The organism is Rugosimonospora africana (genome assembly GCF_016862975.1).
In the GTDB taxonomy this organism is placed as follows: domain Bacteria; phylum Actinomycetota; class Actinomycetes; order Mycobacteriales; family Micromonosporaceae; genus Rugosimonospora; species Rugosimonospora africana.
The window spans coordinates 45,737-58,646 of record NZ_BONZ01000051.1 but is presented as its reverse complement, the minus strand read 5'-3'; the positions used below and the strand labels follow the sequence as shown (position 1 = coordinate 58,646).

General features: G+C 72.3%; 13 protein-coding genes. 12 read left to right on the top strand and 1 reads right to left on the bottom strand.

What is annotated here, in order from left to right:
- The first annotated feature begins 15 nt into the window (after positions 1 to 15).
- The 3 genes from Raf01_RS27200 to Raf01_RS27190 all read left to right on the top strand — a co-directional run bounded on the left by Raf01_RS27200 (position 16) and on the right by Raf01_RS27190 (position 1,817).
- The gene (locus Raf01_RS27200) at positions 16 to 279 is read left to right on the top strand and encodes a phosphoribosyl-ATP diphosphatase (protein WP_203920855.1); all 264 of its coding nucleotides are present in this window, start codon (positions 16 to 18) and stop codon (positions 277 to 279) included.
- Between the two features lie 43 nt (positions 280 to 322).
- On the top strand, positions 323 to 1,168 hold the full coding sequence (gene hisG / locus Raf01_RS27195) for an ATP phosphoribosyltransferase (protein WP_203920854.1): 846 nt from the start codon (positions 323 to 325) through the stop codon (positions 1,166 to 1,168).
- 142 nt (positions 1,169 to 1,310) lie between these two features.
- Positions 1,311 to 1,817, top strand: coding sequence for a PH domain-containing protein (locus Raf01_RS27190; protein ID WP_203920853.1), 507 nt, complete (start codon positions 1,311 to 1,313; stop codon positions 1,815 to 1,817).
- Here the strand turns inward: Raf01_RS27190 and Raf01_RS27185 are convergent, their stop codons facing one another.
- Entirely contained in the window at positions 1,818 to 2,363 is a 546-nt protein-coding gene (locus tag Raf01_RS27185; protein WP_203920852.1) for a Uma2 family endonuclease, read from the bottom strand. It lies immediately after the preceding gene.
- Between the two features lie 60 nt (positions 2,364 to 2,423).
- On the opposite strand from Raf01_RS27185, the gene Raf01_RS27180 reads away from it, so the two are divergent.
- The 9 genes from Raf01_RS27180 (at position 2,424) to Raf01_RS27140 (ending at position 12,858) form a co-directional block, all read left to right on the top strand.
- Positions 2,424 to 2,576 (top strand): hypothetical protein, encoded by a 153-nt coding sequence (locus Raf01_RS27180; protein ID WP_203920851.1) that lies wholly within the window; start codon positions 2,424 to 2,426, stop codon positions 2,574 to 2,576.
- Between the two features lie 102 nt (positions 2,577 to 2,678).
- Positions 2,679 to 3,284 (top strand): translation initiation factor IF-3, encoded by a 606-nt coding sequence (gene infC / locus Raf01_RS27175; protein WP_239133947.1) that lies wholly within the window; start codon positions 2,679 to 2,681, stop codon positions 3,282 to 3,284.
- 70 nt (positions 3,285 to 3,354) lie between these two features.
- Positions 3,355 to 3,549 carry a 50S ribosomal protein L35 gene (gene rpmI, locus Raf01_RS27170; RefSeq protein ID WP_203920850.1) on the top strand — a complete coding sequence of 65 codons (195 nt, stop codon included), beginning with the start codon at positions 3,355 to 3,357 and terminating at the stop codon, positions 3,547 to 3,549.
- A 30-nt stretch (positions 3,550 to 3,579) separates the two neighbouring features.
- Positions 3,580 to 3,981: a 50S ribosomal protein L20 gene (gene rplT, locus Raf01_RS27165; RefSeq protein WP_203920849.1), complete on the top strand. Its 402-nt coding sequence runs from the start codon at positions 3,580 to 3,582 to the stop codon at positions 3,979 to 3,981.
- Positions 3,982 to 3,986: 5 nt separating this feature from the next.
- Positions 3,987 to 4,847, top strand: a complete 861-nt coding sequence (locus Raf01_RS27160) for a TrmH family RNA methyltransferase (protein WP_239133946.1) — start codon at positions 3,987 to 3,989, stop codon at positions 4,845 to 4,847.
- Between the two features lie 172 nt (positions 4,848 to 5,019).
- Complete coding sequence (gene pheS, locus Raf01_RS27155; protein WP_203920848.1) at positions 5,020 to 6,081, top strand: phenylalanine--tRNA ligase subunit alpha; 1,062 nt, start codon at positions 5,020 to 5,022, stop codon at positions 6,079 to 6,081.
- Positions 6,082 to 6,085: 4 nt separating this feature from the next.
- Positions 6,086 to 8,680: a phenylalanine--tRNA ligase subunit beta gene (gene pheT / locus Raf01_RS27150; protein WP_203920847.1), complete on the top strand. Its 2,595-nt coding sequence runs from the start codon at positions 6,086 to 6,088 to the stop codon at positions 8,678 to 8,680.
- A 129-nt stretch (positions 8,681 to 8,809) separates the two neighbouring features.
- On the top strand, positions 8,810 to 10,036 hold the full coding sequence (locus Raf01_RS27145; protein WP_203920846.1) for a metal-dependent hydrolase family protein: 1,227 nt from the start codon (positions 8,810 to 8,812) through the stop codon (positions 10,034 to 10,036).
- A gap of 89 nt (positions 10,037 to 10,125) precedes the next feature.
- Positions 10,126 to 12,858, top strand: coding sequence for an AAA family ATPase (locus Raf01_RS27140; RefSeq protein WP_203920845.1), 2,733 nt, complete (start codon positions 10,126 to 10,128; stop codon positions 12,856 to 12,858).
- Positions 12,859 to 12,910: the final 52 nt, after the last annotated feature.

The window sequence follows — 12,910 nt, the reverse complement described above, 5'->3', positions numbered from 1 at the left end:
GGACAATGGCTCACCGTGAAGACCTTCGAGGAGCTGTACGCCGAACTGTCGGCCAAGGCCGCCGCGGGCACGCCTGGATCGTCGACCGTCGAGGCGTTGTCCCGTGGTGTCCACTCGATCGGCAAGAAGGTCGTCGAAGAGGCGGCCGAGTCCTGGATGGCTGCCGAGCATGAGGGCCCCGAGCGGGCCGCCGAGGAGATCTCCCAGCTGCTCTACCACGCTCAGGTGCTGATGCTCGCGCTCGACCTGAAGCTGGAGGACGTGTACCGACATCTGTGACCGCCCCGGTCCCGGTCACGACTCCCCAGATGAGGTTTGTCCCATGCTTCGCATCGCCGTACCCAACAAAGGCACTCTGTCCCGACCGGCCGTCGACATGCTGCGCGAGGCCGGCTACTCCCAGCGCGTCGACGATCGCGACCTGCTCTGCCGCGACACGGACAACGACGTCGAATTCTTCTATCTGCGCCCGCGCGACATCGCCACGTACGTCGGCTCGGGCGATCTCGACCTGGGCATCACCGGGCGCGACCTGCTCGTCGACTCGGGCAGTGAGGCCGAGGAGATCCTCGACCTCGGCTTCGCGCCGGCCACCTTCCGGTTCGCCGCCCCGGTGGACAGCCTGCACGAGGTCACCGAGCTGGCCGGCCGGCGGATCGCGACGGCGTACCCGGGCGTGGTCAACCGGCACCTGACCGAGATGGGCCTGTCCGCACAGGTCGTACGGCTGGATGGCGCGGTCGAGAACGCGGTGCGCCTTGGTGTCGCCGACGCGATCGCCGACGTGGTGGAGACCGGGAAGACGCTGCGCCAGGCCGGGCTGGCCCCGCTCGGCAAGCCGATCCTGGAGTCCACCGCGGTCCTGGTGCGCCGCATCGGCGGGCCGGGGGACGGTCCGACCGGTCAGCTGCTGCGTCGGCTGCAGGGCGTCCTGGCGGCCCGCCGGTACGTGATGCTCGCGTACGACGTGAGGGTCGAGCTGCTGGAGGCGGCCAGCGCGCTGACCCCGGGCATCGAGTCGCCCACGGTGTCGCCGCTGCACCGCCAGGGCTGGGTCGCGGTTCAGGCGATGGTCGCCCGGACCGGGGTCCACCGGATCATGGACGAGCTGTACGACCTGGGTGCCCGGGCGATCCTGGTCACCGACGTGCACGCCTGCAGGATCTGATCGTCCTCCGGCGCGCGGCGGGGTGATCGGATCCCGTCGCGTGCCGGGGCGCCGGATTCCCGCTGCGAGTCGAGGGCCGGATCCGCGCATCGTGTCGGGGGCGCCGGATTCCCGCCGGGTGCCGGTGGCAGACTGACTAGACATGAGCGAGGCGCAGTCAGACGAGCGCGGCGGAGCCGCTCCTCCCGCGAGGATCGGGGTGCGAGCCCGGCCGCGCAAGGCGACGGTGATCGCCCGGGTCATGGCCGCGGCGGTTGTCGTGATCTTCACCGCCGTCGGGGTGGGGCTGCACGGCAAGACCGACAGCGGTACCGGCGTCTTCCAGACCAGCGACCAGGTCGCCCTGATCGGTCTGGGGGTGCTGGCGGCGGCGGGCATCCTGATGATGACTCGGCCCCGGGTGGAGGCCGACGCTCAAGGGATCCGGGTGCGCAACCTGATGGGCGGGTACGACCTGTCCTGGGACCTGGTCCGGTCGATCGAGTTCGGCCGTGGCGCGCCCTGGGCCAGCCTGGAGCTGCAGGACGACAACGTGATCGCGGTGATGGCGGTACAGGCGGCGGACAAGGCGTACGCGCTGGGTGCCGTGCGGGCGCTGCGCTCCCTGCTGGCGGCGCACCAGTCCGCGGCCGCGGCCACCGCCGAATAGCTACTCGTCTTCCGCGTCCTCGAGCACGGTCAGATTGACCTGCCGGAACAGTGTGTAAGTCTTTCCCGTCGGGCTCATGGTCAGCCGGAACATGTTGATCACAGCATCGTCGGAGTCTTCCTCGTCCTCCTCGACGAGCCAGAACTCCGGGATGCCGGCGGCGGCGTACTCCACGGGCTTCACAGCCCGATCGCGTTCCGTCGACTCGGGAGACACAACCTCCACGACCAGATCGACGCCGGCCGCCGGGAACTGGGAATTGCGCGGATCGGGGCGGAATTCGGGACGGAATCGGCTGACATCGGGACTACGAACTGTCCGGCTCGCCAGTACGACTCCGGTCTCACAGGAGGCGGCACGTCCGTCGGCGAGGAAGAGCGCGAGGATGCGGTGTGCGGCGTGTGAGTGCCAGTACATCTGCGCTGCCGCAGACATGTCGAGACTCCCGTTCCAAAGCTCGATGCGAACGCCGTCCGGGATAGAAAGGCGCTGGTAGTCCTCGGCGGTCATCGGCAGCGACACCGGCAACTCAAGATTGATCGTCACGAACAGCCCCCTCCGATGCTGCCTATTGTGCCCTGCGGGCGTGTTCGCCGGTGGGCCCACATGCTGGTACAGTTGGACGGTCGACCCACCGTGATCATCACGGTGCCTCAAGCGGAGCACCCGCTCCCACCCGAGTGGCCACGGCTGCCGGGTCCGGTCATCGCCCGCGGCGCGAGTGCCGCGGACGCGGCGTTCCCCGAGGGGATCGCCTGACCGGTCGAGCGGGCCCTGGCATACGCCGGGGCCTTCTGTTTGGGGTCGGTCGCGACGACAGAGGGAACTGACTAAGGAGGCCCCATCAGCGTCGAACCACGCGTGAACGAGCAGATCCGGGCTCGTGAGGTCCGGCTCGTCGGCCCGGAGGGTGAGCAGGTGGGCATCGTCCCGCTGGAGCGCGCACTTCAGTTGGCCGCCGACGTGGACCTGGACCTGGTTGAGGTAGCGCCGATGGCGCGCCCGCCGGTGTGCAAGCTCATGGACTTCGGCAAGTTCAAGTACGAGAGCGCGCTCAAAGCGCGCGAGGCCAAGCGCAACCAGCAACAGACCGTCATCAAGGAGATGAAGCTCCGCCCGAAGATCGACTCGCACGACTACGAGACCAAGAAGGGTCACGTCGTGCGGTTCCTCAAGGCGGGCGACAAGGTCAAGGTGACGATCATGTTCCGCGGCCGTGAACAGAGCCGCCCGGAACTCGGTCGTCGTCTGCTTGACCGGCTCTCCCAGGAAGTCTCGGAGCTGGGATTCGTCGAGGCCGCGCCGAAGCAGGACGGTCGCAACATGATCATGGTGATCGCCCCGCACCGGGCCACAAAGGCCGCTGCCGCCGCACGCGGTGTCGCGACCAAGGAGCGCGACGAGCTCGACGTGGACCCGGGGGATCTGGCCGCCCTCGCGCCAGAGCCGAACGCGGCCGAACAGTAGAAGAGGCACGGGTCGCCAGGCGGGATGCCGCCGGGGTAGGACGCGGCCCGAATCGGGAGGAATACGTTCAATGCCGAAGATGAAGAGCCACACCGGCATGGGTAAGCGGGTCAAGGTGACCGGCTCCGGGAAGATCGTGTCCCAGCAGGCTGGGCTGCGACACAAGCTGGAGAAGAAGTCGTCCACCAAGACTCGCCGGCTGACCGGCACCGTTGTGGTCAGCAAGGTCGACACTGCGCGGATCAAGAAGATGCTCGGCCGCTGACGCGCGCCCCGGACAAGAGGAGGAACTGACGTGGCACGCGTGAAGCGGGCTGTCAACGCCCAGAAGAAGCGCCGTACCGTCCTGGAGACCGCCAGCGGCTACCGGGGGCAGCGCTCCCGGCTGTACCGCAAGGCCAAGGAGCAGGTGCTGCACTCGATGCAGTACGCCTACCGGGACCGTCGCGACCGCAAGGGCGACTTCCGCCAGCTGTGGATTACCCGGATCAACGCCGCGGCCCGCGCCAACGGCATGACCTACAACCGCCTCATCCAGGGCCTGAAGCTGGCCGGGGTCGAGGTGGACCGCAAGATCCTCGCCGAGCTGGCGGTGACCGACGAGGCCGCGTTCGCGGGCATCGTCGAGGTGGCTCGTGCCGCCGTCGTCGCGGCCGGTACCGGCAGGCCGTCCGACACGGACGAGCTGGCCGCCTGAGTCGGTTGGCCGCACCGTACCGACCCGGGGTCGATCCGTTTACGACACGGACGCCCCGGGTCGTTGCTGCCCGGCGCCTGCAGCGCCGCCGCGACCGGGAGGCGACCGGGCGGTTCCTCGCCGAGGGGCCGCAGGCCGTCGCCGAGGCGCCCCGGATCCTGGAGCTGTTCGGCACGGTCGAGGCACTGGACCGGTACCCGGAACTGGCCGCCCGGGCCGAGCGGGTGTCGCCGGTCACCGCGGACGCGCTGGCCGCGCTCGCCGAGACGGTCGCGCCGCAGGGGCTGGTGGCGGTGTGCGCTTTCGTCGACGTACCGCTGCCCGACGCGCTGGCCCGCGACCCCCGGCTGGTGGCCGTGCTGGCCGACATCCGTGACCCGGGCAACGCGGGTACGGTGCTGCGCACCGCTGACGCGGCCGGAGCGGGTGCGGTGATCTTCGCCGGGGACGCGGTCGACCCGTACAACGGCAAGTGCGTACGTGCCTCGGTCGGCAGCCTGTTCCACGTCGACCTGGTACGGCACCGGGAACCGGCGGCGGTGCTGGCCGCGATCCGGGCCGCCGGGCTGCGGGTACTGGCCGCCGACGCGTACGGCGACACCGACCTCGACGCCTTCGCGGACGCCGGTGGACTGGGCGTACCGGCGGCGTGGCTGTTCGGCTCGGAGGCGCACGGGCTGCCGGCGGAGTTGGCGGAGGCGGCCGACGCCCGGGTACGGGTGCCGATCCACGGCCGCGCGGAGAGCCTGAACCTGGCTGCGGCGGCAGCGGTATGCCTGTACTCTTCAGCCAGAGCGTTGGCCGCCGGTGGCGGCCTCCGGAAACCACGGGAGTCCTCGAGTGTTGACAAGCCGCCACTCGTTTAGCCAGCCCGCCGGTGTCGGCGGGCGGCAGGGCTGACCCTACCGATCTCTCTCCCCACACCGACGGGCTGCGGCAGAGCCGCGCAGCTTGCCAGCGGCTACAGGCAGGCGTTTGAGAGCCGCTTGCGTGCATCCGTAAGCTTTGCCAGTTGTCCGGTTCGGGAGACGAGAGACCATGGCGTACCGCAACGACCCCTACGACCCCAAGCAGGCCGCGCTGCTCGACCAGGCCGCGCTCGACGACGCCGTCGCCGCGGCTGAGAAAGCCTTCGCCGAGGCCGCCGACCTTGACGCGCTGACCGCGCTGCGCCCCGCCCACCTCGGTGACCGGGCCCCGGTGTCGCTGGCCCGGCGGGAGATCGGCGCGCTGCCGCCGGCCGCCAAGGCCGACGCCGGCGCCCGAGTCAACGCCGCCCGCGCCGCGATCCAGGCCGTGCACGACGCCCGCCGCGCGGTGCTCGCCGTCGAGCGGGAGCGGCGGGTACTCGCCGAGGAGGCGGTCGACGTCACGCTGCCCTGGGACCGGCGGCCACGCGGCGCCCGGCACCCGCTGACCACACTGATGGAGCGCATCGGCGACCTGTTCGTCGGCATGGGGTACGAGGTCGCCGAGGGGCCCGAGCTGGAAGCCGAGTGGTACAACTTCGACGCGCTCAACATCGCGCCGGACCACCCGTCACGTGGGCTGATGGACACCTTCTTCGTGGACATCCCCGGGCTCGTCATGCGCACCCACACCTCGCCGGTACAGGCGCGGACGATGCTGACCCGGCCGCTGCCGATCTACATCGTGGTACCCGGCCGGACGTACCGCACCGATGAGCTGGACGCCACCCACACCCCGGTCTTCCACCAGGTCGAGGGCCTGGTGGTGGACAAGGGCATCACGATGGCGCACCTGCGCGGCACGCTGGACCACTTCGCCCGGGCGATGTTCGGCGCCCAGGCGCGGACCCGCTGGCGACCGCACTACTTCCCGTTCACCGAGCCGTCGGCCGAGTTCGACGTGTGGTTCGCCGAGCACCGTGACGGGCCGCGCTGGGTCGAGTGGGGCGGCTGCGGGATGGTCAACCCGCGGGTGCTGCGGGCCTGCGGGGTCGACCCGGACGAGTACACCGGGTTCGCGTTCGGCATGGGTATCGAGCGCACGCTGATGTTCCGCAACGGGATCAGCGACATGCACGACATGGTGGAGGGCGACGTCCGCTTCACCCGCGCGTTCGGAATGGAGGGCTAGTCCGGTGCGGATCGGGGTTTCCTGGCTTCGCGAGTACGTCGACGTGCCGGCCGAGCCGGAGGCGCTGGAGCAGGCGCTGGTGCGGATGGGGCTGGAGGTCGAGGAGATCGTCGACCTCCGGACCACGGTGGCCGGGCCGCTGGTGGTCGGCCGGGTGCTGTCGGCGGAGCTGCTGACCAAGTTCAAGAAGCCGATCAGGTACTGCCAGGTGGACGTCGGCGAGGCCGACCCCCGCGGGATCGTGTGTGGCGCCCCGAACGTGGCCGAGGGCCAGCTGGTGGTCGTCGCGCTGCCGGGCGCCGTGCTGCCGGGCAACTTCGCGATCGCCGCCCGCAAGACCTACGACCACGTCTCGGACGGGATGATCTGTTCGGTACGCGAGCTGGGGCTGGGCGACGACCACGCCGGCATCATGGTGATCCCGCCGTCAGCGGGGGTGAAGCCGGGCGACGAGGCGCGGCCCGTGGTCGGCCTCGACGACATCGTGGTCGAGGTGGAGATCACCCCGGACCGGGGGTACTGCCACTCGGCACGCGGCATCGCCCGGGAGCTGTCCCACGCGTTCGGCGTACCGTTCCGCGATCCGGCGCGCATCGACTACGACCAGTCTGGCTCGGCGCGTCTGACGCCGCGCGACGACCCAGACCAGTCGCCGGCCGCGGATCCGGTGCCGTATCCGATCAGCGTGCGGGACACGGTGGGCTGCGACCGGTTCGCCGCCCGGCTGGTACGCGGCATCGACCCGACCGCGCAGGCGCCCGAGTGGATGAAGCAGCGGCTGTCGGTGGCCGGTATCCGGTCGATCTCCCTGCCGGTGGACATCACCAACTACGTGATGCTCGAACTCGGCCAGCCCATGCACGCGTTCGATCCGGACCGGCTCACCGGGGCGCTGCTGGTGCGCCGCGCGCTGCCCGGTGAGCGGCTGACCACGCTGGACGGCGTCGACCGGGCGCTGGACCCGGAGGACATGGTCATCTGCGACACCGGGCTGGCCAACCCGCTGGCGCCGGAGGGCGCCGGGCTGCCGGTGTCGCTGGCCGCTGTCATGGGCGGCGAAAACAGCGAGATGCAGCCGGACTCGGTCAACGTGCTGTTCGAGGCGGCGCACTGGGACCCGGTCATGGTCTCCCGTACCGCCCGCCGGCACCGGCTGCTGTCCGAGGCGGCCAAGCGCTGGGAGCGGGGCGTGGACCCGCAGCTGGCGCTGGTCGCGCTGCAGCGGGCGGTGACGCTGATGACCGAGTACGGCGGCGGGCAGCTGGAGCCGGGCGTACTGGACATCGATCACGTGGCGGCGCCGAACCCGATTGTCATGCCCTCCTCGCTGCCCGGCCGGGTCGCCGGCATCGTGTACCCGGAGCAGCGGGTCGCGGAGCTGTTGATGGCGATCGGCTGTGAAGTGTCCCCGGGGCAGCCGGCGGACCCGGGGCCATCGGCTGTACCGGCGCTGGTGGTCACGCCGCCGACCTGGCGGCCGGACCTCCTGCAACCCGCCGACCTGGTCGAAGAGGTCATCCGGCTCGACGGGTACAACAAGGTCGACAGCGTGCTGCCGGTCGCGCCGGCCGGTAACGGGTTGACCGCCTCCCAGCGGCGCCGCCGTTCCGTCGGTCGGGCGCTGGCCGAGGCCGGGTACGTCGAGGCGTTGTCGTACCCGTTCACGTCGCCGGGGGTGCTCGACGCGCTCGGGCTGCCGGACGGTGACCCGCGGCGGATCACGGTACGGCTGACCAACCCGCTTTCGGACGAGGAGCCGTTGCTGCGTACCACGCTGCTGCCCACCCTGTTCGGGACGCTGCGGCGCAACCTCGGCCGGGGCCAGCGGGACGTCGCGCTGTATGAGATGGGACTGGTGTTCCTGCGCCAGCCGGGGCAGCCCGGCGCGCCGGCGATAGGCGTGGAGAGCCGGCCGTCGGAGGCCGACCTGGCCGCGACCGATGCGGCGATCCCGCACCAGCCGTGGCACGTGGCCGCGGTGCTGGTCGGCGACGTCGAGCCGGCCGGTTGGTGGGGTGCCGGCAGGCCGGCGTCCTGGGCGGACGCGATCGAGGCGGCCCGGATCGTGCTCGACGCGGCCGGCGCCCGGGCCGTGGTGCGGGCCGGCCAGCAGGCGCCGTGGCACCCGGGCCGGTGCGCGGAGATCCTGGTGGACAACGGTCCCGGTGAGCCGGAGACGGTGGTCGGCTATGCCGGTGAGCTGCACCCCGCGGTGTGCGCGGCGCTGGAGTTGCCGCGCGGTACCGCGGTGATGGAGCTGGACCTGGACGCGGTGGCGCTGCCCGGGGTCATCGTGGCGCCGAGGTTCTCCACGTACCCGCCGGCGCTGATCGACGTCGCCCTGGTGGTGGACGCCGCGACGCCGGCCGGCGAGGTGCAGGACGCGCTGGTCGGTGGGGCCGGGCCGCTGCTGGAGGCGGTACGGCTGTTCGACGTGTACTCCTCGGAGCAACTGGGCGAGGGGCGCAAGTCGCTGGCGTACAAGCTGACGTTCCGGGCACCGGACCGGACGCTGACCGGCGAGGAGGCGGTCGCGGCACGGGACGCGGCGGTCGCCGAGGCGGCCCGGCGGGTGGGTGCGGTGCTGCGCGGCGCATAGGTTTCGCGGCGCGCGGGTGTCGCGGCGCGCTGCTTGGCGGAGCGTAGGTCTCGCGGTGCGGGGCCTCGCGTCCGTCGGTGCCCGTCTACCGTCGGTTCAGCATGATCGGGCGGGAGTTAACCTCGGGGGATGCAGCGGATCGAGGCGACCCAACTCATTCCCGGCCGGGGGCAACCGGTACCCGACGCGGTGGTGCTGATCGACGGGGAGGAGATCCGGTACGCCGGACCCTCCGCCAGCGCGCCGGCCACCCCGGACGCGCAGACGGTCCGCACGCACACCGTGATGCCCGGCCTGTGGGACTGCCACACGCACCTGATGGGCGCCTACAGCCTGGACCTCGGCCGGCTCCCGCTGGAGCCGGCCGCGCTGCGTGCGGCCCGGGCCACGGCCGACCTGCGGGCGGCGCTGAACGCCGGGATCACCACCGTGCGCGAGGTCGGTGGGCTGGGTGTACACCTGGCCAAGGCGGTCGCCGAGGGGATCATCCCGGGGCCGGACATCTACGCGGCCGGCGCCGTACTGTCGACCACCGGCGGCCACGGTGACCTGCACGGGTACCCGCTGCCGTGGATGGTCGAATACGCCGGGGCGGGCACCGAGTTCAGGCTCGCCGACGGGCCGGCCGAGTGCGCCAGGGCGGCCCGGGAGCAACTGCGCCGGGACGCCAAGGTGATCAAGGTGTGTGCCTCGGGCGGCGTCCTGTCCGAGGTGGATCATCCGATCCACCAGCAGTTCACCAGCGCGGAGCTGCGCGCGATCGTCGAGGTGGCCGGCATGGCCGAGCGGGTGGTGGCGGCGCACTGCCACGGCAAGCCGGGCATCCTGGCGGCGCTGGAGGCCGGCGTCCGTACCATCGAGCACGGCACCTACCTCGACGACGAGTGCGCGGCGGCGATGCGGGAGACCGGGGCGGTCCTGGTGCCGACCCGGACCATCGTGGTGGAGATCTGGGAGTCGCGGGCCGCGCCGCCGTGGGCGCAGGCGAAGCTCGACGCGCTGATCGACCAGCACACGGCCGCGGTCGCCCTGGCGCACGAGTCGGGCGTGACCGTGGCCATGGGTACTGACCTGTCGCTGTCGGCCGGCGACCGCCCGGTGTCGTGGGGGCACAACGGCCGGGAGTTGTCGCTGCTCGGCGAGTGCGGGTTCGATCCGCTGGAGGCGATCGAGGCGGCGACCGCGAACGGGCCGGCCACGCTGGGTCCGCAGGCGCCGCGCTCCGGTCAGCTGGTCGAGTCGTACCGGGCCGATGTCCTGACCCTCGACGTCGATCCGCTCTCTGACCTGGGCATCTTCGCCAAGCCCGAGCACATCACCGGAGTGTGGAAGGGCGGGAACCGCGTCAAAGGATGAATGCGGACCGGAATCAAATGGTTGCGCTTTCGCTACAACGGCAGCGCAAGCAGTCGCCCGAAGGCGTGCGAGGAGGCAGACTCCCCGTCGTGGGGGATCGTCGACCACCTGTACCCATCGGACGCGATGACGCGCTTGAGGTGGCGCGCGAGCAGTTGGCGGACGCCGGCAGTGTGCTGATCGTCGGGCCGGCCGGAATCGGCAAGTCGACCGTGCTGGGCACGCTGGCCGCGAGCCGGCCGGACGCCCAGGTGCTGCGCGCCTCGGCGGCCGAGGTGGAGTCCGGGCTGCCGTACCTGACGCTGCTCGACCTGTTCACTGGCGCGCTGGCCGAGCAGGGCTCGCTGCTGCCCGGCCACCTGCGTGCGGCGCTGGACGCCGCGCTGCTGCGTACCGTCGCGCCAGCCACGCCGCAGGATGAGCTGGCGGTGCGGTTGGCGGTGCTGGAGCTGCTGCGGGTACTGGCCGCGCAGGCTCCGGTACTGCTGGTCATCGACGACCTGCACTGGGTCGATGAGCCGAGCGCCGGGGTGCTGCGGTTCGTGGCCCGGCGGCTGTCCGGCCTCGCCGTGCAGATGGTCGCGACGGAACGGGGCAGCGGCTCGGCCCGGCACGCGGACCTGTGCCCGCAGCCGTGCCTGGAGCTGCCGCTCGGCCCGCTGAGCCAGGACGAGGTCGTCGACCTTCTGCGGGACCGCTTCGACGGAAGCCTGTCGCGGCCGACGATGGTGCGCGTGCACGCCGCCTCGGGCGGCAATCCGCTGTTCGCGGTCGAGTTGGCGCGGGCCTTGAACGCGCGGGGCAGCCCGCTGGCCGGTGGCGAGCCGCTGCCGGTACCGGACCGGCTGCGCGGGCTGCTCGCGGCGCGGCTGGCCGCGCTGCCGGAGACCGCCGCGCTGCCGCTGGTGGTGGTCGCCGCGGCGGCTCGACCCACCCGGGTACTGGTGCAGCGGTCCGGCGTCGACCCGGACGCCGAACTCGTCGAGGCGGTTCGGGCGGGTGTCCTGGCCGCCGAGGCCAACGGGTCGATCGGGTTCAGCCACCCGTTGCTGCGCGAGATGGTCTACGCCGACGCCGACCAGGCCACCCGGCTGCTGGCCCACGAGCGGCTGGCCGCGGCGGTCGACGATCCGGTGGAGCGGGCCAGGCACCTCGCGCTGGCCCGCAACGCGCCGGACGAGGGGCTGGCCAGCACGCTGGCCGACGCGGCGGCGGTGGCCCGGCGGCGGGGTGCCCCGGTGGTGGCCGCCGACCTGGCCCGGCTGGCCGCCGAGCGGACGATCGATGAGGGGCGGTCCGCCCAGCGGCGGCTGGACGCGGCGCGGCACGCGTTCGCCGGCGGCTCCACGGCCGAGGCGCGCCGGCTGGCCGCCGAGGCGCTGCACGGCGCGGGCGAGCCGGCCACCCGGGTGGAGTGCCGGCTGCTGCTGGTGGAGCTGGCCGGTCAGGACCAGTCCGGCATCGAGCCGCTGCTGGACGCGGCGGCGGCCGACGCCGAGGACGTGCCCCGGCTGATCGGCCGGGTCCGGCTGTCGCGGGCGGCCAAGGCGTTCTACGACGGAGACACCGAGTCGGCGCTGGCCGAGGTCAAGCGCGCCGAGGAAGCCGCCGAGCGCGCCTCGGACACCGAGTCGCTGGTCAAGGGCCTGGCCTGGCGGGCGTACATGGAAGCGGCGATCAACATCCGGGGCAGCGAGGAGATCATGGAGCGCGCCGCCGCGCTGTCCCGTGGCCTGCCGCTGAGCTCGGCTGTCGTCGAGGCACGTCACATCACCATGACGGCCGCCCTGCGTCGCGGCGAGGTGGCCGAGGCGGTACGGGGCCTCGAAACGCTGCGCGCGGAGGTCGAGCGCTCGGGTACGGTCAGCGACCTCGCCGACGTACTGCACGGGCTCGCCTCGGTCTACAGCCGGGCCGGCCGGTGCACGGACGCGCTGACCGCCGGCCGGTACTGCATGCGGCTGTACTCCGACATCTCCGACCGGCCACCCGGCACCGGGCTGCTGGTCGCCGGGCTGGTGGAGCTGGCCGGCGGCACGATCGAGCAGGCCGAGACGTACGTGCGGGCGGCGATCGCGGCCAGCCAGGCGGCCGGCGACGAGGACTGGCTCAAGGGCGCTTACGCGGTGCAGGGGCAGATCCTGTTGCTGCGTGGGGACGCGGTGGCGGCGGTGGAGTCGATGCGCCGCTCGTACGCGCTGGAGCAGCGGCGCGGGCCGGTCGACCCGGCCGGGTTCCTGTGGCACGCGGACTTCGTCGAGGCGCTGACCGCGGCCGGGGCCCGCGCCGAGGCGGCCCACGCGCTCGCCGAGGTGCGGGCGCAGGCCCGGCGGCTGGAGCGGCACGTCGTGGAGCTGGGTCTGGACCGGGCGGAGGCGGTGCTCGCCGCGATCGGTGGCGACCCGCGGGCGGCAGCCGAGCGGCTGGCGCAGCGGCTGCACCGGTGGGCGGCCCACCCGTACCCGCTGGAGGTCGCCCGGGCGTGGCACGCGCTGGGCATGATCGAGCGACGGGCGCACCGGCGCGGCGCGGCCCGGGAGGCGCTGACCGAGGCGATCGGGCGGTACACGGCGGCCGGGGCGGCCCCGTGGAAGCTGGTGGCCGAGGCGGAGCTGTCCCGGCTGGACGGGGCCCGGGGGGCGGGGCTGTCGGAGACCGAGCGGCGCATCGTCGAACTGGTACGCAGCGGGGCGACGAACCGGGAGATCGCCCGGTCGACGTTCCTGTCGATCAAGGCGGTGGAGGCGAACCTGACCCGGCTGTACCGGCGGTTCGGGGTCCGTGGGCGGGACCAGTTGGCCCAGGGGATCGACGGCAACTAATACCCCCGGGTCGTGGTTGAGCGGGCGCGATGCATGCTGATACGCTCCCTTG